The sequence below is a fragment of the Bittarella massiliensis (ex Durand et al. 2017) genome (genome assembly GCF_009876955.1).
GTDB classification, from domain to species: Bacteria; Bacillota; Clostridia; order Oscillospirales; family Ruminococcaceae; genus Bittarella; species Bittarella massiliensis.
Map to the genome: position 1 here is coordinate 207,177 of NZ_WWVY01000003.1, position 25,890 is coordinate 233,066.

A 25,890-nucleotide genomic window follows, 5' to 3' on the forward strand; every position below is an offset into this window, starting at 1 on the left:
AAGCTCTTTCTATCTCTGTCAAATGCGCTTGCGCAGCTCCGTCCAACTGGTTGCAGTCTCCAGCTCCACACCTGCGTCCAGTGCTTTGAAATGCTCCTTGCCGCAGTGGATTTTTAGCTGCTCACTGGTTTTCAGGTGCATAAAGCTGGTGTCACCCTTGGTTTCCAGGACGAAGTACAGCTTTTCCTCACCGTTCTTATTCAGATACACAGCCCAGTCGGGGTTGTACGTGCCAATGGGGGTTTCAATTTTGAAGCGGCTGGGAATCTTGAAGAACATCTTCACATCCGGGTCGTTGTCCAGGGCCACCGCCACCGGCTTCTCTACCGTGGAGCTGTCGTAAACCACATAGTCATAGACGCTGTGTTCCACCTTTACGGCGTTTCGATCCAGGTTAGCAAGCAACTCCGTGGTGTCGAAGATTTCCTGCACATAATATTCCTGGCCATCCAGCTTCACATAACGGATACCGTCGATAGCCAAGGCGTGGCGGTGGCTGCGGATTAGCTCTACGGCTTGCTCCAGAAATGCCTCCGGATTGTTGAGGAAATCGCCACACCGTCCGCTCTCTACCAGAATCCGATTGACGGTAGCCGGGGTCAACAGCGTTTCATCGCTGATGGCGGTGATGATGTCCGGCAGGGCCTGATAATCGTTGGCAATCTCCATCGTCCGCATTTCCCGTTCCATGTGGCTGATCCCGGACTGCTGGATGTGAATATCGGCAGTCTGGGACACCAGACGGGTTTTGGGGATATGGGGCATTTCCTGAAAGGCTTTGACGCAGTTCTTCACCAGCTGCTCTGTGTCAATGCTCACCCGGTAGGCGGTTTTCTGCTTGATCTTGCTCCACAGCTCCAGGAACTCCGGGGAGAGCATGACCTGTTTGTTGAGCCGTACCACCACATCACGGGAGGCATCCCGCACCGGGGGCTTCCGGTCGGCATTGGCGATAATCTGCTCAAAACGCTCTCTGGCAGCTTCATATTTTTTCGGCAGGTCAAGGGTTCCGTTCTTCAAAGCGTTCTTCATGGTATCCTTGACCTTACCGGTGCTGGTGATATACCCCTTCTGCTCAAAATGCTCCAGCAGCTCCGTAGCTTCCTCGTGGGTGACGGTATGTTCCTCTACGGTAGTGATTGTACTGGTGATTCCAATAATTGCCTCTGCTGCCTGTTCAGCGGTCGCACCGTTTTTAATTTGGCGCATGACTTCCGTTACGGGGCTGGGCGGTTCGGTGATTTTCCCTGATTCCAATTCCGCTGTAATTTTTTCTTCCGCTGCCGTCATTTCGGGGTCGGCCATCCATTTGTCAATGGAGCCGTCGTCCATCCAGGTTTTTACCAGCTCGTGGGCCTCTTCTCTGTCAATCGTATGCTCACGGGTAACTTCTTCCTGATAGGTCATCCCAGCAAACAAACTGAGCTGGAGTACACCAAACTTGACGCCAGTTTCGTCCTCGATCTCTTTCTGGAGGGTGGAAGCAAACTCGGAAAAGCTCTCGTTGGCCATGACGTGAAGGACATTGATATTCTTGTCCTCGATGCGTTCACCGTCCTGGTTCACGCACAGGCGCAGGCCACGGCCCACCTTCTGGCGGCAGGTAAAGGTGGACTTCTGCTCGATCAGGGTGCAGACCTGAAACACGTTGGGGTTGTCCCAGCCTTCCCGCAGCGCCGAGTGGGAGAAAATAAACCGCAGCGGACACTCAAAGCTGAGAAGCCACTCCTTGTCCCGCATGATGGTGTTGTAGGTGTCATCGTCGGCCTGGGTGTCGCCCTTGGTGTCCTTCAGGCGTCCTTTCTTGTCCTGAGAGAAGTAGCCGTTATGTACCTTGCTCACATCTGTGGTGAATCGCTCTCGGAGGAGCGCATACTTGGGCTTTGCGATCAGCTCCTGATAGCACTCCTCAAACATAGTGGCGTAGATGCCGGGTGTGCCGTCCTCGTGGCGGTACTTGTCCACCTTATCGATGAAGAACAGGGACAGTACCTTGATCCCCTTGTCCAGATACCGCAGCTCTTTGTCAAGGTGGGTTTCGATGGTGCGCCGGATTTGCGCCTTCTTGACGATGTTCTCGTCCACGTCTCCAATGGCCTTGCCCAGCTTGACCTCCTGGGTATTGCCAAACTCGATATGTTCAAAATCGGGAGTGCAGTCAATTCCGGTAACGGTGTAGCCTTCGTACAGTTCCCGCCCGCCGGACAGCAGGAATAAATCGTCGCCCGGCTTGACAGTCATGGCCTTGCGGGTCACGGCTCCGGTCTTGCCCTTCACATCCAGTTCCACTCTGGCCTTAAAGCCCTTGTCGTTGCTGACGGAAAGCAGCCGCACATAGGCTTGATTGAAGCCACCGGCAACCTGATTGGAGGATACGGCGATCTGCTTGACCAGCCCCATCTGGTAGGCGTCTACCGGAGTCAGGCGGTAAAGCAGATTGATTTTTTCTCGGTGGGTGGCGGAGTACCGCAGCACACACAGGGGATTGAGCGTGGCAATGGCTTCCTTGGCCTTGGGGGTGTTGTCCACGCTCTGGGGTTCATCGATGATAACGATAGGGTGTGTGTTCTGAATAAAGCCCATAGCCGTTTCACCGTTGAGCCGATCCTGCGCTTGATTGATGATGTTCTCCGCTTTCTTGAAAGCGTCGATGTTAATAATCATCACTTCGATATTGGAACTGGTGGCAAATTGCCGCACGTCGGACAGCTTGGCAGAGTTGTAGATGAAGTACCGGCATGGCACGTTGTCGTATTGCAGGCCGAAATGCTCCTGCGTGACCTGAAAGGATTTGTAGACGCCCTCCCGGATGGCCACCGACGGCACCACGATAACAAACTTGGTGAATCCGTACTTGCGGTTCAGCTCAAAGATGGTCTTGGTGTAGACGTAGGTCTTGCCGGTGCCAGTTTCCATCTCAATACAGAACTGGCAGCCTTCCGCTGTGGGGGTCAGGGGCAGGTTATTCCGCTTCTGGACGGTGTGCATATTGGCGGTCAATGTTTCCTGGTCAATGTAGAGAGCATTGCCCTGGCCCAGCTCATTTAAGAAATTGGTCTGGGCTTCCTCCATGACGGAGAAGGTGCTCCGTGTTTTCTCCTGGCCGGCAAACAAATCCACCACAGCGTTGACTGCATCCATTTGGAAGGCTTGATTCTTGAATTTCAGTTTCATGCCTGTTCACCTCTTAAATAACCGCAGGAACAGGGTATAGTTCCATAAGAGATTATCTGCTTCAATGGAGTGCTGAATATTGATAATCTCATATTTGATTCCAACAATATTTTTGCTGTCCATGTAGAGCTTGAGATTTTTATAGCTCTGCACAACATCAAGTTGATTTAGTATCCCATTGTCAAGCACCTGATCTATTTTTGAAGTTAAGTTCCGATATATGTCTTGATTTCCTGTTTCACAATACAGGGCTGCTCGTTCGTAGGCGGTTTTTAGTGCTAATAGTGCATCTTTGCGTATGTCAATCTGCATTTTTCGCACACCAACAATAATTACTTCGTATATCGTAAAGCAAAAAGCAATCCGCTCAATCCAAAGCCACAAAGTATTACCGCTGGAGATAGGGGAAATGAATGTAGAAAGACAAGCAAGTAAAAATGGAATACCAATGTATTCGATTGTTCCAAGTAAGCAATGTACAATGGTTTTTGTGATTACATGAAACCATTTTAGAGTGTTATTCATATCTTTCTCACACCAGTTTCAGCTCAATCCCATGATCCCGCAGGATATAGTAGGCATTAGCCATAGCGGTATCGTCAGCAAAGCTGTCACGGGAGATGATGATTTTTGCCGGGGCATATTCGGTCATCTGCTCCACGTCCTCGGGCTGCACATCCTCGGCCAGACAGACCAGCAGCAGGCAGTCATCGCCCACGCCATAGACAGTCTTGTTATTGATGGAGAACGGTGTCACGGAGTAGGTCAGCGGCACACCCAGTTTGAGCATGATTTCATAAATCATATCCAGGTCGGTGCGCTCCGGCTTCACCCGATGAATCATGCTGTTCATCCGCCGATACAGCAGGTCGAGCTGCTCGTCCTCAATGGGGGTGGCGTCCCAGGTTTCCAGATTGGAGGTGTCCAGCTTGAAAACACGGAAGCCCACATCCAGTTTTGCTGCCATTTCTTTTTTTGCATTGATTACCTCTGGACTTTCTTCCCACTCCGCATAAGCAAATCCTTCAAGTGAATCATGCTGATCTTGATGGCGTTTCATTGCACGAACAAACAAACCGGAACTTTCAAGCGCATCTTTTAGCATTTTACCAGCCCGCCGGATTCGCTCCTTACCGATCTCGCAGATATTCTTGTACCCGGTCTTGTATGCCTCGCTCTTTTCGTCGCACAGTTCGGGAAGCTGTACCAGAATAAAGCGCCGATTTCCACCGTCCTCAGCGTTGAGCTGCATCACTGCATGGGCGGTAGTAGCAGAACCGGAGAAGAAGTCAAGGATGATGTCATCCGTGTTAGACACTTGGGAAACTAATTGCTTAATAACCTCGACTGGCTTTGGAAAATCAAATAAATACTTATTAAACAATCCTCCAATTTCCTTGGTTGCAGTATTTGTATAAACGCCAGTGCTGAAAACAGATGAAAAACCAGGAAGATTGTCTGACAGCTCGTTCAAAAATGATTTTTTGCGCGGCCGCCCATCTGGGTTGTCGGGCCAAATAATCCTGCCCTCTTGAATGAGCCGATTCATGGTATTTCGATCATATCGCCAGCCTTTTTCGGGGCATCCGTAGTTTCTTCCATCTGCCGGATTGATTAAATCATAGTGCAAATTTGGACGAGCATCGGCAGTAGCAAGTCCTACCAAGACGAAGAGGATGAAGAGGATGAGGAGGCAGATTGCCTTGAATATATTGACAATACTGATAAGATAATATATCTTTACTACCAAGACGATAAATGCGTCGGAAAAGTTAAACTGCGAAAAAATTGGAACCGGTACGCTTATATAGAAGATATCGCCGTATGTAAGGATTTCAGGGGGCAAGGCATAGGCAGCGCGCTTATCAATATATCTATAGAATGGGCAAAGCATAAAAACTTGCATGGACTAATGCTTGAAACCCAGGACAATAACCTTATAGCTTGTAAATTCTATCATAATTGTGGTTTCAAAATCGGCTCCGTCGATACTATGTTATACGCCAACTTTGAAAACAACTTTGAAAAAGCTGTTTTCTGGTATTTAAGGTTTTAGAATGCAAGGAACAGTGAATTGGAGTTCGTCTTGTTATAATTAGCTTCTTGGGGTATCTTTAAATACTGTAGAAAAGAGGAAGGAAATAATAAATGGCTAAAATGAGAATATCACCGGAATTGAAAAAACTGATCGAAAAATACCGCTGCGTAAAAGATACGGAAGGAATGTCTCCTGCTAAGGTATATAAGCTGGTGGGAGAAAATGAAAACCTATATTTAAAAATGACGGACAGCCGGTATAAAGGGACCACCTATGATGTGGAACGGGAAAAGGACATGATGCTATGGCTGGAAGGAAAGCTGCCTGTTCCAAAGGTCCTGCACTTTGAACGGCATGATGGCTGGAGCAATCTGCTCATGAGTGAGGCCGATGGCGTCCTTTGCTCGGAAGAGTATGAAGATGAACAAAGCCCTGAAAAGATTATCGAGCTGTATGCGGAGTGCATCAGGCTCTTTCACTCCATCGACATATCGGATTGTCCCTATACGAATAGCTTAGACAGCCGCTTAGCCGAATTGGATTACTTACTGAATAACGATCTGGCCGATGTGGATTGCGAAAACTGGGAAGAAGACACTCCATTTAAAGATCCGCGCGAGCTGTATGATTTTTTAAAGACGGAAAAGCCCGAAGAGGAACTTGTCTTTTCCCACGGCGACCTGGGAGACAGCAACATCTTTGTGAAAGATGGCAAAGTAAGTGGCTTTATTGATCTTGGGAGAAGCGGCAGGGCGGACAAGTGGTATGACATTGCCTTCTGCGTCCGGTCGATCAGGGAGGATATCGGGGAAGAACAGTATGTCGAGCTATTTTTTGACTTACTGGGGATCAAGCCTGATTGGGAGAAAATAAAATATTATATTTTACTGGATGAATTGTTTTAGTACCTAGATTTAGATGTCTAAAAAGCTTTAACTACAAGCTTTTTAGACATCTAACTATTTGATAACCTTCTGTTATCTGAAAAAGTTAATTTGGAATTGCAGGGAACAGAGAATGCAGAACATGGCTGTCTGTCATTGCGCTATGCTGTGAAAAATAAGGATTAGTGCAGCATACTTTAAAAAGTGTCTGTTGGGACAGTGTCCTAAAGGAAGCATAAGCTCATGGCTAGCGGCGGTGTTAAAGTAACGGCACTCGGCCCCAATATATAGTTGATATGCCCCTAAGCCTTTGAGGGCAAGGCGGTCAACCGCGCCTTTTCCGGTCCGCATACAGTCGTTCAATGAGGGTATCAAGCTCGGCAATGCGGCGGTGCTTCTCGGTGGTTCGTTTCTTCGCCGCCGTTTTCGGCTAATTCTAATTGATCCGAACTGTAAGGATAAGCAATTATCCGGGGCTAGTTAAGTATCTTAGAGAGGAAGATAAAGATACCTTATTGCCCTTGGAAGAGTTAGATAATTACCTAAAGGGCGATAAATTAATAAAGGTTCTAATTGATAAAGATTGTAGAATTAAAAGGGACATAGTTCCGACTGATATAGATTATCATGTAAGAAAGCCAAGCGCAAGGGAGTATGATGATTGCTGCAATGAATTTTGGAATGTAACACCTTATGTTATTAAAGGATTGTGCCGTAAGGAAATTTTATTTGCTATTGATCATTTTAATCAGATTGTTCGCCATGAGCTGCTGAGAATGATATCATGGAAGGTCGGCATCGAAACAGGCTTTAAATTAAGTGTAGGCAAGAACTATAAGTTTATTGAAAGGTATATATCCGAGGATTTGTGGGAGAAACTTTTGTCCACCTACCGGATGGATTCCTATGAAAACATATGGGAAGCATTATTTCTATGCCATCAATTGTTCAGGGCGGTATCCGGTGAGGTGGCGGAAAGGCTTCATTATGCCTATCCGGAGTATGATACCATGTTAGCACTTGTCCAAGGGCCACGGGGGTCATTGTCAGGATTCTTATATTGTTCTGTTTTTCTGTCGGTTCCACGGAATACCCGGTGTCCGAATTGCTTTGTATAACACACTACATACTCGTGGTCTATTGAAACACCGGTAATGTTTCGATTATCTTTTCATTTTTTCTTCCAGCTCCATATCCAGCCGCATGGCGTCAAAGAACTGGCTCTCCTGGTGCTTCATATATTCCTGCCGAAGCTGGTTGATTTTCTTCTGTGCAGCCAGACGTTTCAGCCGGTCGCCGGTGACGGCCTCCAGCTCCGCTTGCGCCTGCTGTACCTGGCTGTCCAGGGTGTTCAGTTCTCGGCTCAATGCCGCCTTATCAGCGGACACTTGCTGCTTCATCCGCTCCATTTCCTCGGCCTGGGCAGGCGAAAGGCGCTCCAGTTGCTCCGCCATCATCTTATCACTCGGCACCAGCCGATCCAGCGGGTGGGGGCGGCTGGTTCCTTTTAACCAGTGGGGGGATCTCCGCTCATCCTCCGTGCTGCTCTCCACCGGCAAGTCAAAGATGCTGCGGCAAGCTGCATCGTCCAGGGCCTTGCCGCTATCCGTCAAACCGCACAGTACGGCGTGTTCTGTGCGGCTGGAGCCTGAAACCAGGGTGACAGTATAAAGGGCTATCTGGCACGGCGCCTGCACCGTCGGGATGGTCAGCACTCCCTCGTTGGCACACTCCAGCTCGTGGAGAATCCCACGGCCTATGATACTGGACAGGGTAATCTGTCCGGCCTTGGGTTTGAAGTCTTTTGCCATGCCGTACATCTTCTGGCTGCGATAGGGCCGGTTCCGGCTCCCCGTCCAGTAGTAGAACAGCACCGGCAGTTCCCGGTACTCCGTGGCCGTGATCGTACGGTTGAATTCGTCAATCACAAAACGGCAATCATCGTTCTTTTCATTATAACGAGTAAAAAACCATTTGGTAATTTCCCAGAGGTCGTTGTTCAGCTCCTGTCCACGGCGATTCACATACTTGGGATTGATCTTCACCTTGTCGGCCAGTTCCTTGGTGAAGGTGGTAAACAGAATATCCTCCGCTGCGGAGACGGTCTGCCGGTTATCTTCCTCGTGGGTACTCAGGGTCTGGCGGTATGCCTGCTCAATCTGTGCCCTGGGCCGCAACCGCTGGGCAATGACCGGAAAGGCTGCTTTTACATCATCTGTAAAACCGCCCAGCACGTCATCGGTAATACCAAAGACACCGTCTGTCACCAACATCCGCTTGTTGACCAGCTCCAGCTTGCGAACATCGGCAAAGTTGTTCTTGTCGATGAAGGCCACTGACAGCACATCGTTTTCCTGACCCAGCCGGTGGCAGCGGTCGATACGCTGCTCCAGCTTTAAGGTGTTGTACGGCAGGTCGTAGTGGATGATGAAAGCAGCCTCCTCCAGATTGAAGCCCTTGGCACCGTTATCGGTGGAAATCAGCACCTCGCCATCCTCCTTGAACTGGCGGATCACGGAGTAATCGGCGCTGCCGTTGTAGGCCAGAGTGCGGTACCGGTCAGAAAGAAGATTCTGGAGCATCTTCTGGGTTTCCACGCTCTCGGTGAAGATAACCGCTTTCTGTTTGGCTCCCGTTTTCTTCATCAGGGAAAATCCCTGTTTGAGAACGGTCAGCAGCTCACCGGCCTTGGCATCCTGGGGAATGCTTTCGGCTGCGGTTTGAATCTCTTGCCATTGGCTTAGTTCGTCCGCTGCGTTTTCCAGCCCCTGGAGCCGCTTGACGATACCTTTGATGGTTTGCAAAATTGCCGCCGTAGAGGAACCCAACAGGCCCAGCAGCCGCAGAGCCAGGTCATATTGGTTCATTTCGGGAAAGGCTCGCTTTTCCGGCTGGTTGATGTAGGCGTACAGCAGCTCATAGAGCTGCCGCTCTGCCTTGCCGGGGGTGTACTCCACGGTCAGCAGCACACGTTCCGTCACCTTGGCGTAGTGCTTGGCCTGGGAACGGAGGGTACGGAAACAATAGCGGCTGACCTGTTCGCTGAGTTCCGGGTAGTTCTCTGGTCGGCGCAGATACCGGGCCAGAAACTCTTTTTCTCCCGGCAGCAGCGTTTCGTCGATGAACCAGATCAGACCGTATAAGTCCATGATGTTCTTTTCAATGGGAGTGCCGGTCAGCAGCAGCTTGAAGGAGTCTCCGGCGATCCGCTTGAGGGCCTTGGCCTGCTTGTTGTCCTCCCGGTAGACTGGAGAGAGGGCATTGGCTTCCTCGAATACCGTCAGATCCCAGTTAACTACCTTTGCGGCCTCCTCATTGTCGGCGGCGAAGTCGTAGGTAGTAATAACAATGGCATCTTGGATAAAAGCGTTGGAGTTGTCCTCACTGGTGTTCTGCCGCCATTGGTCCCGATTGGTCAGCACCACATATGGGACGGTATAGAATCGCTCCAGCATTTCCGTCCACTGGTGCAGCAGGTCGGCATTGGGAATGACCAACAGAATCCGGCTGTATCCCTCCAGCCACTTTTGATTGATGACCAGCATGGCCTCGTGGCTCTTGCCCATACCTGCTTCATCGCACAGAACGGCACCTTTCTGATAGGGGGAACGCAGGGCAAAGCTGGCCGCTGCAATCTGAAACGGATAGATTTCAATATCCGATGATGCAAAGACCGGAAGGAACTGTTCTGCTTCCGGCAGTTGTTCCAAAAGTCGGGCCTTGTAATAGGCATGAAACGGTGTTTGCGGCATGGCAATTCCCCCCTTTTTCTTTTATTTACACTTCTTTTTATTATGGCAGATATTGACGAAAAACGCAACGACGATTGATTCCTTTATTTAAGGGGAAAATGTCATTTCCAAAATAAAGACCACAATCAGTGCCGGACTGATTGTGGTCAAAAAGCATTATAAAAATGTGATATTGTTTATGCCTTAATTCGTTGCTGAATGGTAAAACACCCTTGACAAATCTCTTTCCAGAAAGCCCTGCTGAGCAAATACGCCGCCGACCATGGATTCCGGAACACCCGGTTCTTCGTGGACGATGGATTCTCAGGGACCAGCTTTCAAAGGCCGGGGTTTCAGGAGATGATGCGATATGTGGAGGATTACAGCGTATCCGCTGTGATTGTCAAAGACCTGTCCCGGCTGGGCAGGGAGTATTCCTACATGGGGCGGCTGCAGGATTTCATCTTTCCTGCCTATGACGTCCGCTTTATCGCTATCAACGACGATGTGGACAGCGCCAAAGGGGAAAATGATTTTGCGGTGTTCAAAAATGTATTCAACGACTACTACGCCAAGGATACCAGCAAGAAAATCCGGGCAGTGGTAAAGATGAGGGGTGAAGCCGGAGAACATATCGCCAGCAACCCTCCCTATGGGTACATAAAAGACCCGCAGGATAAAAAGAAATGGATCGTGGACGAAGAAGCGGCAAAGGTGGTGCGGCGCATCTTCAACCTCTGCATTGCGGGGAAAGGCCCTATGCAGATTGCAAAAATCCTCACAGCCGACAGGGTGCTGACCGTTACCGCCTATCACGCCAGGCAAAAAGGCTGGGCCATGCCGGAGAATCTCTATCAGTGGTGCTCCAAATCTGTCGCCGGGATATTGGAGCGGCGGGAGTACACGGGCTGTACCGTGAACTTCAAGACCTATACCAAGTCCCTGAAATTCAAAAAGCGGATGGAAAACCCGGTTGAGAACCAGCGCATTTTTGAGGATACCCAGCCCGCCATCATTGAGAAGGGACAGTGGGAACGGGTACAGGAACTGCGGAAAAACAAACGCAGGCCGACAAAAACAGGAAGAACCAGCATGTTCTCCGGCCTGCTCTACTGCGCCGACTGCGGGGCCAAGCTGTACTTCTGCACCTGCAACACTTACAGGGACGACAGCCAGAACCATTTCGTCTGCTCCAATTACAAGAGCAACACCGGCTCCTGCAAAATCCATTATATCCGGGAACAGGTGCTTTACCGGATCGTGCTGGAAACCATACGGCAGACATTGAGTTATGTCCGTATGTTCCGGAAGGATTTCAAACTGGAAATGCTGGCGCAGGACGAGGAAAGCCGCAAGGCAGAACTGGCGGAAAAGCAGAAAGCCCTCTCCGGGGCGAAAAAACGGATGGAGGATTTGGACCGGATTATCCAGCACATCTATGAGGACAATGTGCTGGGCAAGCTGTCTGATAGCCGGTACTTAAAATTATCCCGCCAATACGAGAAGGAGCAGGCGGAGATTGAGCAGCTTGCCGCTGTACTGGAACGGGAAATTGAAACACAGGCCGGGCAGGTTTCCAATGTGAACGAGTTTCTGAAGCTGGTGGACAAGTACCTGGATATTCCAGAACTTGACGCTGCCATTCTCAATGAGCTTGTGAGCAAGATCGTGGTGCACAGCCCGGTAAGGGAGAACGGGAGGAAGCATGTGCAGATAGATTTATACTTTACCTATGTGGGGCAAATCCGCATCCCTTTAAAGATCGGAAGGGAGTCCCTAAACGAATCGGAACCGGCGTGATTTAACACACCGGTTCCTGCCAAATTTCTTTTTACTTCCTTATGGGACGCTGCATAAAGCGCTCCCCTTTCTATTTTTTCGGCCTTTTCCCTTCGCCCTTCGCCTTCCCCGGTCAGAGCGACCTGCCAAAGGCATAGGCCTCTTCCAGGTGGCCGGTCTGCGCGATCTGCGGCGCCCCTTCGGTGGGGCCGCACCCGCCCGCCAGCACCATCCCCCGGTCGCGAAAGCCGATGTAGTTGACCAGGGCAAAGCGGTAGTAGGACACCGCCTGCTCAAAGGTCCAGAAAAGGTTGTCCGCCGCCGTCATCAGCAGGGCGCACTCCTTGTCCGGGTACCGCTCGTACCGGCCCAGGGGCGGGTTTTCGTCGGCCTGCGCAAGGGAGTAAAACCGCTCGATCAAGGCCTTGATGCGGGAGGAGAGGGTCCAAAAATAGAGGGGCGAGGCAAAGACGATCAGGTCGGCCCCCTCTATTTTGGGGACCAGGTCGGCAAACCCGTCCCGCATCACGCAGGGGCGGCCGCGGCGGCAGGCGTTGCAGCCGAGGCAGCCCTTCACCTCGGTTTGCAGCAGGGAGACCCGCTCCACCTGACACCCGGCCTCCCGGGCCCCCCGCACGAAGGCGTCCACCAGCTGGGCGGTGTTCCCGCTGGGCCGCCCCCCGCCGACGACGACCAAGACCCGCTTCATCCGCTCTCCCCCCTCTTTCCCCGTCAATACCGTCATCCCTCTGCCAGCGCCCGGTCCAGCTCCGCCGCCGTCTGCCGGATCTGCTCCTGGTAGGCCAGCAGCCGGGCCTTGACGGCGCCAAAGTCCATGCTGCGCAGTTGGCGGCGGTGCATCACCAGCTCGCCGTCGACAATGGTGCTCTCCACGTTGCCCGGGTTGGCGCTGTAAACAATGACCGAGTAGGGGTCGTAGAGCGGGCTCATGTTGACGCTGTCGGTCTCGAAGATGGCGATGTCCGCCTTCTTCCCCACCTCGAGGGAGCCGATCTCCCCCTCCATCCCCAGGGCGCGGGCCCCGCCGATGGTGGCCAGCTGCAAAATCTCCCGCGCGGGGAAGAGGGTGCGGTCGCCGTTAAAGAGCTTTTGGATCTTCCCCACCAGGGAGAGCTGGGTCACAATGTCGATGGTGTTGCCGCTCATGGCCCCGTCGGTCCCCAGGGAGACGGGGATGCCCCGGTCCAGCATCTGCCGGATCTTGGCCACCCCCTTGGCGGACTTGGCGTTGGAGCCGGCGTTGTAGGAGACCTTGACCCCCCGGCGCTGGTAGATGTCCAGGTCGGCCTCGTCCATCAGGATGGAGTGGGCGGCCAGGAAGTGCTCGTCCAGGATGCCGATGGAATCCAGGTAGGCCACCGGGCTCAGGCCGTAGCGCTCGACACAGCCGGTGTGCTCGTAGGCCATCTCCGCCACGTGCATGCTCATCAGCAGCCCCTCCCGCCGGGCCAGGTCGTGGGCGGCCACCAGGTGCTCGGTGTCGTTGGAATAGGGGGCGTGGCAGTTGACCGAAGGGGTGATGCGGGGGTGGCCCTTCCACTTCTCCACAAACCACTTGGTGTACGCCCACTCGCCATAGGGCTCCTTGGCGCTGGGGCTGGGCCCCTCTAAAATGGTCTCGGCCAGCACCGCGCGGATGCCGCAGGCCTCGGCCGCCTGGGCCACCTCGTCCTCAAAGTAGTAGGCGTCGTAACAGGTGGTCACCCCGCCGAAGAGCAGCTCGGCAAAGGCGTAGTCGGCCCCGGCGCGGACCATGGGGGCGTCCAGCGACTCGTTTTCCAGCGGGAAGAGGTAGCGCTTGAGCCGGTCGGCCACGTCGTCGCCCAGGCTGCGAAAGAGGATCATGGGCAGGTGGTTGTGGGTGTTGATCATCCCCGGGATGACGATCTTTCCGCTGCAGTCCAGCACCTGGTACCCCTCTTCGGAAAAGGGCGGTTCCCCCTCGCCCAGGGCGGCGATGCGGTCGCCGCGGATCTGCAGGTATCCCCTCTGCACCGTCGTCAGCGCCTGGTCCATGGTGAGGATCAGGGCGTTTTTCAGCAGTAGATTGGCCACGACAAATTCCCCCGTTTTTTTGCAGACTCGCCCGGCAAAAGCACCTGCTGCCGGGCTGTTTTTTTCCAGTATAGCACGGCCGGGCCCCGTTGCCTACCGCCCCCGGCGGAAAAGCTTCCCCTTTCCGCCCCATAAAAAGGGCGGGGACCCCGTCCCCGCCAAAAGCGCCCTCTATTTTTTCAACAGGGCCTTCAGGTTGCCCACCTCTTTTTGCGCGACCTCACCGCCGTCCGTCAGGTTTTGATAGCGAAAGAGGATGAACCCCTGATAGGCCGATTTTTTGCGGGCGTCGGCCACCATCCGCGCCATGTCGTCACCGTTTTGGGAGAAGCCGGTGGCCTCGTCGCCCATTCGGTAGGCCGCCAGCCCGATGTAGAGTTTGACCGACGGCTCTTTGCAGTAGCTGTTCCACTCGCTGATTTTCACATCATAGCGGGCCGATGCCTGGGGGTGGCTGTACCCCCAGTAGATCTGGGGGGCTATGTAGTCCACATACCCCGGCTGCGAGGCCCACTTCTTCACGTCGGCATACATGGAGCGGTAGCAGTTGTCCACGTTTCCCTGGGGGCTGATGCCGAAGACCAGGGCGGGGTTTTTGGCCTTCACCGCCTGGTAGACCCGCTGCACCAGCGCGTCCACATTGGCGCGGCGAAAGTCGCCCAGGGAGAGCTGGCCGCCCCCGTCCCGGTAGCGCCGGTAGGCCGCCGCGTCAAAGCTGTCGTCGGCGCCGGAGGGGTAGAAGTAGTCGTCAAAGTGGATGCCGTCAACGGCGTAGTTCTGCAAGATCTCCTCCACGCCGGAGACGATCAGGTCCTGCACCTGGGGGATGGCCGGGTTGTAGTAGAGCCCCTCGCCTACCTGCACCACCCAGTCGCCCTTGGTGGCGCTGTCGACAAACCACTTGGCGCCGGGGTTCTCGGCGCAGGGGGCCGAGTCGGCCGCCGAACTGATGCGGTAGGGGTTGATCCAGGCCTCGATCTTCAGCCCCTTCTGGTGGGCCGCCTCCACCATGATCTTGAGCGGGTCAAACCCCGGATCCTGCCCCTGCTTCCCCGCCGCGTATTTGGAGTAGGGGAACAGCTTGGAGGGGTAGAGTGCGTCGCTGTAGGGCCGCACCTGGACGATGACGGTGTTGAGCCCCATCTCCGTACAGTTTTGAAACTCGTCATTTATACTGTTAGTAAATTCCATTTCACCCTTTCCGGTGAGGATGTCTGCCAGATCCAGGTAGGAAAACCAGACGGCCCGGTACTCGCCGTCCGGGGCCTCGCTGCTCTCCAGGGCGCTCAAGCCGCCGCTGCCACCGGAGACAGAGGGGGCGGCAGAGGACGGTCCCCCCTCCCCCCTGCCCGAGAGGCGAGGCAGCAGCCAAAAGGCGCCCGTCATCAGGGCAGCGGCCAGCAACACCGCCAAAAAGCGGGTGCCGCCACCACCCACCTTTCTGCTCCGGCCATCCCGGTACGGCCGGCGATAAGGAGGTCTCGCCACCGCTTGCCACCCCTTTCTCTCTGCGGAATAGAAAGGGGCCGCCCAGTCCCCAGGGGACCGGGCAGCCCGCTTGTCCCAGTATTGATTCTATGAGCTAGAGAGAGAAGATATAACTGCCGGCCATGACAGCCGCCACCGCGCCGTCGGCCGCCGCTGTCACCAGCTGCCGCACCAGCTTCTGGCGGGTGTCCCCCGCGGCAAAGACGCCGGGGATGTTGGTCTTGGTGTCCTCGCCGGCGGCGACAAAGCCGCTCTCGTCCATCTCGACCGCCCCGCGAAAGAGCTCGTTTTGCGGGATCTGGCCCACCGCCACAAAGACCCCGTCCACCGCCAGTTCGCTCTCTTCGCCCGTCTTTTTGTTCTGCACCTTGAGGCCGGTGACCTGCTGGTCGCCGAGCACCTCCAGGGGGACGGTGTCGTAGAGGATGCGGATGTTCTCCCGCGCCAGCACCGCCTTGACGTTGTGGGCGTCGCCCCGGAACTCATCCCGCCGGTGGATGAGGGTCACCTCCTCGCAGAGGTTGGCCAGGAAGAGGGCATCTTCCAGCGCGGTGTTCCCCCCGCCAACCACTGCCGTCTTTTTGCCGCGGAAGAAGCCACCGTCACAGGTGGCGCAGTAGGATACGCCCCGGCCCTGGAACTTCTCCTCCCCGGGCACCCCGAGCTTGCGCTTGACTACCCCGTTGGCCAGGATGACCGCCTTGCACTCGTAGCGGCCCTCGTCGGTCTCCACCACCTTCACCGGGCCGGAAAAATCAAAGCCGGTGACCTTTTCGTAGCGGATGTCCGCCCCGTGGGAGGTGGCCTGCTCGTAGAGGTTGCCGGCAAACTCCACCCCGGAGATGCTGAGGATGGCGGGGTAGTTCTCCACCTCGCCGGTGTTGACGATCTGCCCGCCGTGGACATTCTGTTCCAGCACAATGGCGCTGTTGCCTCCCCGCGCGGCGTAGACGGCGGCGGTCATCCCCGCAGCGCCGGCGCCAATGATGACAATATCGGTCTTGGTGGTCTCACTCATCTTTTTCCCCTTTTGTAATAAGTCTAAAATATGGTCAAAATAACATTTATACACCTTAAACAAGCAATAGAACCTTTGTCTTGTAGTGTATGCAATTTTTTCAAAAAAAGCAATGGCAAAAACGCCAATTTATTTTTGAAGAATTCATGTTAAAAAATCCAGTTCCAGTTGTACGTTTCCGTTGGTCAGCTTTTTCACCTTATAGAAGGAATCACTCTTAATTTGATCCTCCGAGACAAACATACTACCATATCTTTCTTTAAACTTAGAATCAACTTTATATAAATAGACTGTTGTATAGCCCCCTTCTAGAAGAGCACTTTCCCACTCGGCAAAAGATATGTCTTTTGTCCACACATCCTTTTCAGAATAGGGTTCTCCTAGGCTCCATCCGACTGAAGATGATATTTTTGCGGGCGTTAAGTTATAATAATTAACCCAGTAGTCCCTGCCATTTGAATTTTGAGAAATAAAATAAATCTTTGAGTTTTTATTATAAAAATACACCCCTAAATTTTGCGACGTTTGAAATTGGCTCCGATATTCTACCGTCTCCAAATTACTAGCTTTTAAAACTGAGGAATTTACAAATACCTTAATTGGAGCAAATAGAAGAATACCATATAGAACGATTACAGAAACCAGTTCTTTTTTTCCATCAACTCTTGACTGATTATAATCTAAAAAAATCGTAGTCATAGTTAGCGCTAATCCTAATAAATACGTTCCGATATACCGGTCAAAAGATGCAACTTGCTGTGCTTCATATTCACTATACGTAAACAAATAGAGAATTAGCAAGCTAGCTGTGTATATTATATACCCTCCAAAAAGGCCTCCCTGTAATACCAGCATTTGTCTCTTTGATATCAGATCAGAGAATCCCCATAGACATATAAAGCCAAGTGATAAAAAAATCAGAGAAATCATAAAAGGCGAAATGCGAAACGATCCAAAGTCTTTTACTCCAAAAAAATTTGCCCAAAAAACATTAATTGTCTTCCTTCTATAAGCAGGTATACTATTTCCAAAAAGGCTAAATATATTTTGCAATGTCACATTCGAAGTATTCCATGCCTCTCCTGTCATGTTTTGTTTTAAATTTACAGACCAAGAAATTTTACAAAAAGCGAGCATAAATATCGGGACAAGCGTAACAATCACATTTCTTTTTATCTGCAAGAAATCTTTAAGACGAGTGCGTCTACAAAAAACTATATCAATCCCTATAATAAGTAGTCCAATAAAAGCCAACCCCACTCCTGATGCTTTGATAAGGGAGAGAAGCCCTGCACTCATACCAATATTAACAAAAGTAAACTTGTCCACTTTTTTCTCTAAATAGTAAGAATACAACATATGAGCAAAAACAATTCCTAAAAGCGCATCAACGTAAATACTAGAATACACCCTATCGCTAAATATCGTCGGGATAAACAGCAATGCCACAAATCGAATTGGGATTAGAGCCTTATGTTCCCAACTTGTGTTTTTAAAACTTGAAGCTAGAAGCGCAACAATCCAAAAATCAATAGCTCTAAACAAGTATGATTCTGTAAATGGTCTGCCCAACTTGACAAAAAAATACTGAAACAACGCAGTCGCAGGAGGATATCCCCGAAACCAAGTTGTCGTCACACTTGAGCTCCCAAGCACATCAAAGTAGTCCATATTTTTTACCACTAATCCCCAATGTGTAAATTCGTCCCATTCATATAGCATTCTGCCTTTTAAAGCCACAAAAAAGAATCCCGAAAAAAGCAAAAAAAAGGTAAAACCAGGCGTTAAAACAAGCTTCCAAACTATTAATTTTTTAGTGTGGACTTTCATAAACAAAAATATTACAACCAACAATATTGCCTCAATAAAAACAACATATAGACCCACTTTTAACTGTCCCATAAGGCCAAAACAGTATAAAGTCAAGATCACAATTCCGCAAGAAAAAGACAATAGCTCTTCAATTTTTCTATTTAATAAAGAGGCCAAGCAAAACGACATTACTATAACCACTGCATTACCAATAAAATATGCCATTAATTTTTATCCTTTCCAAATACCCATTCCCTTTGAATCTGAAAACTGATTATAAACAAAATGCTGTCGACCAAAATTTTTGCAATCGACTCCCCCATTCTCAAATAGGCGTGGAACAAGAAGACACCCCTGGCAGACAACAACATCTGTCCAACGCACAGCACCGCATATTTGATATAGGTAGAAAAACCTCCCGACTTATTTTGGAACACCTTATTTTTGTTAATGAGAAAATTAAAGGTCGATGAAATAATCCTGGCGCCAATGGTGCTCACCAAAATATAACTGTTGGAAAAATAGGACTTGGTGAGTGAGACAAAAAAAGTGAAGAGGAGAATATCGATGATAAATGACGAAAGAGACGCGAACAGAAATTTTCCAAAAACCGCATAGATTTTCAGAGAGTCTTTCAGTGGATTAAAATGGGATGTCGCATTGTTTTCAATGTAGATGGTTTCGATCGGCACCTCTAGGATGGGAATGTCTTTTTCCTTTGTCTCAATAAGCATGTTGGTCTCAAATTCGAAGCGCTCCCCCTTGGTGTCCATAAATTGCTTCATCATCTGGCGGGAAAATCCCCGCAGCCCTGTTTGAGAGTCGGAAACACCGACACCACAGAGCGCCTTGAGCACCTTACAGGTCAGCACATTTCCAAACCGGCTGCGAAAGGGAATGTTCTCTTTTTTGAAGTCCCGGCATCCAAGCACTAGGGCATCTGGATGTTCCAAAAGCACTTGCGCACAGCGGATGGTATCCTCTACGCTGTGCTGTCCGTCTGAGTCCACAGCCACCATGCCGACATACTGGGGAAGCTCATTTAGAAAATAGTTGAATGCCGTTTTTAGCGCTCTTCCCTTTCCCCAGTTGACGGCGTGCTTTAAAACCGTGCACCCCAACTCTTGGGCCCCCTCATAAAAGCAGTCGTACTGAGAACTGCTTCCATCGTTGACCACTAAGATTTTCTCAAATCCAGCTTCTTTCAATCTCTCAATTAAAGTTGTCATCTTTTCATCGGGATCCAGCGACGGTATGACAACGGCGACTTCCGTCTGTGCGCTCACAACAGCCCTCCTAGAATTGTGTACCATTTCGGTCGGACTGTTTTTTTAAAAAAGTTAAAAGATAATTTACATTTTTCGCAATACCGCTTATAATAAGATAGAAATTTTAGGTGAAATACATAAGGTTATATAGAAAAACCAAATGCATGAAATGGTACGATTTACCATTCTTTTTAACCCTAAAAGGGACTGTCACATGACAGTCCCTTTTACAGTAATCGCTTGACCGCCTCCTCCAGCCGCCTGCTCTCTCGCTCCCCGATCCATATCTTTCCCCCCACCCGCTGGATGAGTCCCTCCCCCTCTATCGCGTCGAGCTGCCGGTAGAGGGTGCGCAGGTTCATCGCCAGCTCCTCCGCCAAAGCCCGTTTGCTCTTTTGAAACACAAAGGGGAGGGGTTGTCCCCGGCTGTACCGGTAGAGGCAAAGCAGCACATTCTCCCGGTTGGTGTACTGCGCCAGTTCGTTGACCCGATCGATGCTGCCCCCGGCGAAGGAGGCCAAAAAGCGAAGGATCTTCAGCGTCAGCTCCTGGTCTGACAGCACCGCCTCCAAAAACAACTCCCCCGGAAAGGTGAGATACCAGCATTCGTCCAATGCCGATACGGTGGCCAGCACAGCCGGCTGTCCTCCCAGGTACTCCAGCAACCCCAGCAGGATGGCCTCTTCATGGACTGCGTAGGAGAGGTTGTCCCCCTCCGCGCTGTACCGGCTGACTGCACACCGCCCGCAGAGAAAGAGCACCACCCGGTCTGCCGGGTCGCCATTCAGCAGCAGCACCTCCCCCTTCTTGGCCCGCCTCAAAAAGGCGGTATGTTCGCAGAGCGGCGCCAGCTCCCGCCGGACCGACCCGTCTGTGTGCTGGCGCGCCATCCCCCCCGCCACAATGGCGGCGACCTTCCTCTTCTCCCCTTCGCTGTACCCCAGGGCCATCTCTGCAAAACCTCCCCCAAACAGTGACAACTGTCATTGTTTTTAGTATACACCCGGCGCTACAATAAGGCCATAGACAAACTGCGAAGGGGCGCCGTTCCCGCCGAATCGGGCCGCCCCCGCCATAAGGAGGATATTGCCGTGGAAGAAAACGCCAAGTACAGACAGTTTCAAGAGGCCGTTCTGCGGGTGGTCAGCGACCCCCACCTGACTCATGAACAGGCCATGATGCAGCTCTCCCGCCTGGCCGAGAGCTACACCGAGGGCTTCCCCATGCCGGAGGGCTTTTTGGAGCTGCAGGACGAGCTGAACGAGATGAGCGCCATGGGGGAGGGCTTTGTCCCCTACGTCCCCCGCTACATCCTCCCCGACTACGACAAGCTGATGAGAGAGGGCTGCCAGTTCCTCCGCCTCGATCCCCCCACCAACCTGCGGGAGGCCATCAACACCCTGGAGATCTTCTATCACCACGTCCCCTCCACCACCCACTTCCCCGTCTTCATCGGCAAGCTGGACCGCCTGCTGGACCCCTTCATCGAGGATGAGGCGGAGGCCAAGGTCCTGATCAAGGACTTCATGCGCTTTATCGACCGCACCATCTCCGACTCTTTCTGCCACGGCGACCTGGGCCCCGAGGCCACCACCGCCGGCCGGCTCATTCTGGAGGCGGAGCGGGAGCTGCAGGACTCCACCCCCAACATCACCCTCCTCTACGACCCCGACAAGACGCCGGACGACTTTGCCTGCCTCTGTGTGCAGGCGGCGCTGGACTGCGCCAAGCCCTCCTTTGCCAATCACAAGATGTTCTCCGCCGACCTGGGCGAAAACGAGTACGGCATCGCCAGCTGCTACAACGGGCTGCTGCTGGGCGGCGGCTCCTACACCCTAGCCCGGCTGCTCCTCAACAACATCGCCTTCCACTCCGAGGGCAAGGAGGACTTCTTCCAGAACCGCCTGCCCCGGGCCATCGATGTGCAGTGCGCCATCATGGACGCCAAAATCGACTTTTTGGTCAATAAATCCGCCTTCTTCCGCTCCAACTTCCTGGTCACCGAGGGGTTTGTCCACCCCGACCGCTTCACCGGGATGTTCGGGATGGTGGGGATGTGCGAGTGCGTCAACGACCTGCTGAAAAAAGAGGGCGTGGCCGGGCGCTACGGCCACGACGAGGTGGCCAACGCCCTGGGCGATGAGATTATGGCCTTCATCGACCAGCGGGTCAAGGCCCACCACAACCCCTACTGCCCCCAGACCGGCGGCCGCTTTCTCCTGCACGCCCAGGTGGGGGTGGACAGCGACAGCCAGTGCTCTCCCGGTGTCCGCATCGCCATTGGCGACGAGCCCGAGCTCTACGACCACCTGCGCCACTGCGGCCGCTACGAGAAGTACTTTGTCTCTGGCGCCGGCGACATCTTCCCCTTCGAGTCCACCGCGGCCCGCAACCCCGAGAGCGTGCTGGACGTCATCAAGGGCGGCTTTGCCGCGGGGATGCGCTACTTCTCCACCTACTCCAGCGACAGCGACGTGATCCGCATCACCGGCTACCTGGTCAAGCGGAGCGACATGGAAAAATACGACAGCGGCAAGGCCGTCCAGCACGACACGGTGGCTCTGGGCGCCAACTCCATGCGGCTGCGCCACTTCGACGACCGAAAGCTGAGGAGCTTATGCTGAGAGCGCCCGTCAACAAAATCATCCCCCAGAGCAGTGTGGACGGCCCCGGCAACCGGACGGCCATCTTCTTTCAGGGGTGCAATTTCAGCTGTCACTACTGCCACAACCCGGAGACCATCCGCCTCTGCCAAAACTGTGGGACCTGCGTGGCGGACTGCCCGGTGGGCGCCCTGCGAAGGGATGAAGCGGGGACCGTCTGCTGGGACCCCGACCGGTGCGTCGGCTGCGACACCTGCATCAAGGTCTGCCCCCACCTCTCCTCCCCCAAGGTGCGGCTGCTCACGGTAGAGGAGGTGCTGGCCGAAGTCGAGAAGGGGATGCCCTTTATTCGGGGGATCACCGTCTCCGGCGGGGAGTGCACCCTCTACCGCGACTTTCTCGTCTCCCTCTTCGAGCGGGTCCATCCCTTGGGGCTGACCGCCCTTCTGGACTCCAACGGGAGCCGGGACTTCTCCGCCGATGCCGAGTTGCTGGGCGCCTGTGACGGGGTAATGCTGGACATCAAGTGCTTTGACAGCGCCATTCACCAAAAGCTCACCGGCCAGCCCAGTGAACGGGTGCGGGAAAACGCCGTTTTTCTCGCAAAGAAGGGAAAACTCACCGAGATCCGCACGGTGGTCATCCCCGACTACCTGCCCAATGAGGAGACGGTTCGGGGCTACTGTGAATTGCTGGACCCCTATCTCTCCGCAGGGCCCATCCGCTACAAGCTGATCCGCTTTCGCCCCTTCGGGGTGCGGGAGCCATACAACCAGCTGGAAACCCCGTCGGAAGAGTATATGGAGCAGCTGGCGGAGATTGCAAGGGGATATGGGTTTGCAGATATCGTAACTGTATAATCAAAACACAAATTGGAAAACCAAGCTGCCTGCAAAGATCGGCAGCTTGGTTTTTGCTTCTTTGCCTGCTCCATGATATAATCTGTTTATCTTTTAGAATACTGACTTGGAGGCCAACTCACAACATGAAGAGGAAAGACTGTGGTCAAGAGCGCCGGAGCTCTCGTTTATTGGCATTTTTATTAGGTGGTCTAGTTGCGGCCCAAATTCTCTTTATGGGATATTGGGGAACGCAAAAAGAGGGCTATCACGTCGATGAAATCTACACCTATGGACTGTCCAACAGTTATTATCTGCCCTTTTGGGACAGTGCTGAAAATTTTGAAAACCATAGAAAGACGTACACCCGCCTCTATACTATTTTCTGATCCACACCATTGCTTCTCTACTGCCAGGCACATTTTCTAAATGGGTTGGGATCGGGCTAAACATTCTTTTTTTTGCAATCAGCATTGTCCTTGTCTACTGCATTTGTCTCCAAATTACAAAAAGGCGTTGGCTCTCTATGCTCCCCTGTATTTTCTGGGGATTCAGCGCAGGCGCTATAAGCAGCGTTGTCTTTATTCGAATGTACGCCATGCTCACCTGTTTGACGCTGCTCATAACCTGGCTGACATTTCGCCTGCTCGATTCAGACAACATTTCCCTAAAGCAAATGGCGGCTCTCAGCACAGTTGCCCTCATTGGCTTTTTAACACAGTACTATTTTGTTGTATACCTGTTTTTCCTATTTGTGGGGACCGCCCTGTTTCTCTTTCTTCAAAAGCGATTTCGCGACTTCTGGAAGTATACCGGCAGTTTGGCACTGGGAGGGGTATTGGGCATTCTTTTCTTTCCCGCTTCGCTGTCCCATATCTTTTTTGGGTACCGGGGAAAAGAAAACCAAAGCAACCTGTTGCTGTTGGGAAATTGGAAAAGCAGGATACGCTCCTATGTCACAATTGTAAATGACAGTCTCTTTGGTAGCTTCTTAAAGGCGTTTGTCTTGCTCTTCATCGGTTTACTTCTCCTTGCCGGCATAAAAGCGCTGGTTGCTCGCTCACAAGTCCGTTCAAACGACCAGCAGGAAGGGATTTTCTCCAAGATAGCTGCCCTCTTCCGCAATCCCAGCCTCTCGAAATTTTTCATTCTGGGCTTTACATCTCTCTTTTACTTTTTACTCATCTCGAAAATATCCTCCTATGAAATCGACCGATATATGTTCCCAGTCTTTCCCCAAATCGGGGTCCTTGCCATGGTATCCATTTCATCTATGATTCTATTCACCTGCAAAGACCCGCGTTTTGCCGGTGCCATTTCTCTTGCCATTTGTATTGCGCTCTGTCCGGCTGGCATCTTGAGGGGGAACATATCTTACCTCTACCCCGGCGCCCAAGAGGCAGACCAAATAGCAGTCTCCCACTCTGCCGAACTCTGTGTTGTTGTTTCGGACTATCCCAATCGCATCCATGAGAATTTTACAGCGTTTTCACAATATCGCGGAGTCTACTTTACACGGCCCGAAAACCTCAGTTTGCTCTCTCAAGGGTTGGCAGAACAGGGGGAATCCTCCTCTTTTGTCCTCTATGTCGACACCTCCCTAGACCAGTCCTCTATATTGCAACAAATCAAGTCTTCTGCCCATCTTACAAATAGTCAAGAAATATCCTCTTTCAATATATTTACAGGCTACTATATTGCATAGCATAGTTTCTTCAACTAGAAAGGATGTGTCCAACGTGTTTCAAACTGCCGTTATCCCATCTTTTGGTCCCTTCAGCCCCGCTCAAATGGAGCGGCTGAAGACGGCCCATCCCCGCCAGGAAGTCCACTTCTTTGATCACCTGCCCACCCCGGCCGAACTCGCCGGGTTTGACTGCATCATCGGCAATCCTCCGGTTTCGCTCATAAAAGAGCTCCCCGACCTCAAGCTGCTGCAGCTCTGTTCGGCCGGCGTAGACGTCTACGTCAACGACCCCGACTACCCCCGTCAGGTCATTCTGGCCAATGCCAGCGGCGCCTACGGTGAAATCATCGCTGAGTTCACCATTGGCATGCACCTCTACCTGCTCAAGCAGCTCGGCCAGTATCGAGACGCCATGGCGGAGGGCAGATGGGAGATGCTCGGCCAGGTGAGCCAGCTGGCCGGAAGCACAGTGGTCTGCCTGGGCACCGGCGATTTGGGGGCCAGCTACGCCAAAAAAGCCCAGCTGCTGGGCGCCCATACCATTGGCGTCAAGCGCACTCCCGCCGACAATCTGCCCGGTTTTGACCGGGTGGCGACGATGGATCAGTTGGAAGAAATCCTGCCCCAGGCCAACGCCCTGGTCCTCTCCCTTCCCGACACCCCCGAAACGCGCCAGATTCTCAATGCCCACACCCTCTCTTGCTGCAAAGATGGCGTCTTGGTCATCAACATCGGGCGGGGGACCGCTGTCGACACCGAGGCCCTCTGTCAGGCGCTGGACGCCGGCAAAGTCGGCGCCGCCGGGCTGGATGTCACCGACCCGGAACCCCTTCCCCAAGGGCACCGCCTTTGGAAATACCCCAATGTGCTGATTACCCCCCATGTCACTGGTGGCTCCTGCAATGCCGTCAGCAGGGAGCGGATTGTCGAGATTGCCAACCGCAACATCTCCTCCTTTATCGAGACTGGGGTTGTCCCCCATGCAATCGATATTGAGCGAAAATACTAGCGCCGTTTCTCCCTGTTGGAAGGGATAAAAAAGCAGACCATAAAAGCAATTTTGTGCAGGCTCTTGCCTTTTGTAGAGTGATTTGTTATAATAATTGGGCTGTGACAGGTGGTCACAGCCCAATTGAATAGGGAGCGGTATCGAAGTGGTCATAACGGGACTGACTCGAAATCATGTTTCCACTTTGGAAGTCCAAACTGCCGAAAAGCCAGTAACCATGCGGATTTGCGGGCAAGTTCAAATCGTGAATTGGGGTCTGTTCTATCCTGTTGTTCTTCCCAATTTCCACGGCTTGAATTTTGCGGGAAAATGGCTATAATGAGAGCAGCCATCTGACGGCCACTTTGAGAGGTGTGTTTTGGGGTTCCGTAGTTACCGCTATCGTCCCTGATTTACCGTCATCATCCAAGTTGGTGTAATGATTCGAAATCAGGTTTCCTATGCGGAGTGCCAAACGGCTGAAACCCTTGGAACCATGCGGGTT

General features: G+C 52.4%; 18 protein-coding genes and 2 pseudogenes. 9 read left to right on the forward strand and 11 right to left on the reverse strand.

The window, feature by feature from the left end:
• Nucleotides 1-18: 18 nt before the first annotated feature.
• Genes GT748_RS04860 through GT748_RS15435 form a run of 3 tightly spaced genes read right to left on the reverse strand, consistent with a single transcriptional unit; the run spans nt 19 to nt 4,723 of the window.
• Nucleotides 19-3,174 (reverse strand): type III restriction-modification system endonuclease, encoded by a 3,156-nt coding sequence (locus GT748_RS04860; protein WP_009860795.1) that lies wholly within the window; start codon nt 3,172-3,174, stop codon nt 19-21.
• 6 nt (nt 3,175-3,180) lie between these two features.
• Entirely contained in the window at nt 3,181-3,699 is a 519-nt protein-coding gene (locus tag GT748_RS04865) for a hypothetical protein (RefSeq protein ID WP_009860794.1), read from the reverse strand.
• Between the two features lie 7 nt (nt 3,700-3,706).
• Nucleotides 3,707-4,723 (reverse strand): DNA methyltransferase, encoded by a 1,017-nt coding sequence (locus tag GT748_RS15435; protein ID WP_072850737.1) that lies wholly within the window; start codon nt 4,721-4,723, stop codon nt 3,707-3,709.
• A 105-nt stretch (nt 4,724-4,828) separates the two neighbouring features.
• Between GT748_RS15435 and GT748_RS04875 the strand changes: the two are divergent.
• The 3 genes and pseudogenes from GT748_RS04875 to GT748_RS04895 form a co-directional block, all read left to right on the forward strand.
• Nucleotides 4,829-5,230, forward strand: a pseudogene (locus tag GT748_RS04875) (GNAT family N-acetyltransferase); the annotation flags it as partial.
• Nucleotides 5,231-5,322: 92 nt separating this feature from the next.
• Nucleotides 5,323-6,117 carry an aminoglycoside O-phosphotransferase APH(3')-IIIa gene (aph(3')-IIIa, locus tag GT748_RS04880; RefSeq protein WP_001096887.1) on the forward strand — a complete coding sequence of 265 codons (795 nt, stop codon included), beginning with the start codon at nt 5,323-5,325 and terminating at the stop codon, nt 6,115-6,117.
• A 488-nt stretch (nt 6,118-6,605) separates the two neighbouring features.
• Nucleotides 6,606-7,214: pseudogene (locus GT748_RS04895) on the forward strand (aminoglycoside 6-adenylyltransferase); the annotation flags it as partial.
• Between the two features lie 45 nt (nt 7,215-7,259).
• Here GT748_RS04895 and GT748_RS04900 read toward each other — a convergent pair.
• Nucleotides 7,260-9,848: an SNF2-related protein gene (locus GT748_RS04900; RefSeq protein ID WP_007888782.1), complete on the reverse strand. Its 2,589-nt coding sequence runs from the start codon at nt 9,846-9,848 to the stop codon at nt 7,260-7,262.
• Between the two features lie 240 nt (nt 9,849-10,088).
• Here GT748_RS04900 and GT748_RS04905 point away from each other — a divergent pair, with 240 nt between their 5' ends.
• The gene (locus GT748_RS04905) at nt 10,089-11,627 is read left to right on the forward strand and encodes a recombinase family protein (RefSeq protein ID WP_243148972.1); all 1,539 of its coding nucleotides are present in this window, start codon (nt 10,089-10,091) and stop codon (nt 11,625-11,627) included.
• A 112-nt stretch (nt 11,628-11,739) separates the two neighbouring features.
• Here the strand turns inward: GT748_RS04905 and GT748_RS04910 are convergent, their stop codons facing one another.
• The 7 genes from GT748_RS04910 to GT748_RS04940 all read right to left on the reverse strand — a co-directional run bounded on the left by GT748_RS04910 (nt 11,740) and on the right by GT748_RS04940 (nt 20,218).
• On the reverse strand, nt 11,740-12,315 hold the full coding sequence (locus GT748_RS04910) for a flavodoxin family protein (RefSeq protein ID WP_044991702.1): 576 nt from the start codon (nt 12,313-12,315) through the stop codon (nt 11,740-11,742).
• Nucleotides 12,316-12,347: 32 nt separating this feature from the next.
• Complete coding sequence (locus tag GT748_RS04915) at nt 12,348-13,682, reverse strand: amidohydrolase (protein WP_021657926.1); 1,335 nt, start codon at nt 13,680-13,682, stop codon at nt 12,348-12,350.
• Between the two features lie 171 nt (nt 13,683-13,853).
• Complete coding sequence (locus GT748_RS04920) at nt 13,854-15,170, reverse strand: glycoside hydrolase family 10 protein (RefSeq protein ID WP_143161599.1); 1,317 nt, start codon at nt 15,168-15,170, stop codon at nt 13,854-13,856.
• Nucleotides 15,171-15,264: 94 nt separating this feature from the next.
• Complete coding sequence (trxB, locus tag GT748_RS04925; RefSeq protein ID WP_021657924.1) at nt 15,265-16,188, reverse strand: thioredoxin-disulfide reductase; 924 nt, start codon at nt 16,186-16,188, stop codon at nt 15,265-15,267.
• A gap of 144 nt (nt 16,189-16,332) precedes the next feature.
• Complete coding sequence (locus GT748_RS04930; protein WP_021657923.1) at nt 16,333-18,225, reverse strand: hypothetical protein; 1,893 nt, start codon at nt 18,223-18,225, stop codon at nt 16,333-16,335.
• Nucleotides 18,225-19,286, reverse strand: a complete 1,062-nt coding sequence (locus tag GT748_RS04935) for a bifunctional glycosyltransferase family 2/GtrA family protein (RefSeq protein WP_205301321.1) — start codon at nt 19,284-19,286, stop codon at nt 18,225-18,227. Before GT748_RS04935 ends, GT748_RS04930 begins: the two co-directional genes overlap by 1 nt.
• Before the next feature lie 209 nt (nt 19,287-19,495).
• Nucleotides 19,496-20,218, reverse strand: a complete 723-nt coding sequence (locus tag GT748_RS04940; protein WP_021657921.1) for a Crp/Fnr family transcriptional regulator — start codon at nt 20,216-20,218, stop codon at nt 19,496-19,498.
• 141 nt (nt 20,219-20,359) lie between these two features.
• Between GT748_RS04940 and GT748_RS04945 the strand changes: the two genes are divergently transcribed.
• The 5 genes from GT748_RS04945 to GT748_RS04965 all read left to right on the forward strand — a co-directional run bounded on the left by GT748_RS04945 (nt 20,360) and on the right by GT748_RS04965 (nt 25,406).
• Nucleotides 20,360-21,892: a YjjI family glycine radical enzyme gene (locus GT748_RS04945; protein ID WP_143161598.1), complete on the forward strand. Its 1,533-nt coding sequence runs from the start codon at nt 20,360-20,362 to the stop codon at nt 21,890-21,892.
• Nucleotides 21,886-22,731, forward strand: a complete 846-nt coding sequence (locus GT748_RS04950) for a YjjW family glycine radical enzyme activase (RefSeq protein ID WP_021657919.1) — start codon at nt 21,886-21,888, stop codon at nt 22,729-22,731. The genes GT748_RS04945 and GT748_RS04950 overlap by 7 nt, the downstream gene beginning before the upstream one ends.
• A 125-nt stretch (nt 22,732-22,856) precedes the next feature.
• A complete protein-coding gene (locus GT748_RS04955) occupies nt 22,857-23,099 on the forward strand; it encodes a hypothetical protein (RefSeq protein WP_143161597.1) in 243 nt (80 codons plus the stop codon).
• A 137-nt stretch (nt 23,100-23,236) separates the two neighbouring features.
• Nucleotides 23,237-24,415 (forward strand): hypothetical protein, encoded by a 1,179-nt coding sequence (locus GT748_RS04960; RefSeq protein WP_021657917.1) that lies wholly within the window; start codon nt 23,237-23,239, stop codon nt 24,413-24,415.
• Between the two features lie 34 nt (nt 24,416-24,449).
• The gene (locus GT748_RS04965; protein ID WP_052537562.1) at nt 24,450-25,406 is read left to right on the forward strand and encodes a D-2-hydroxyacid dehydrogenase; all 957 of its coding nucleotides are present in this window, start codon (nt 24,450-24,452) and stop codon (nt 25,404-25,406) included.
• The last annotated feature ends 484 nt before the right edge of the window (nt 25,407-25,890 follow it).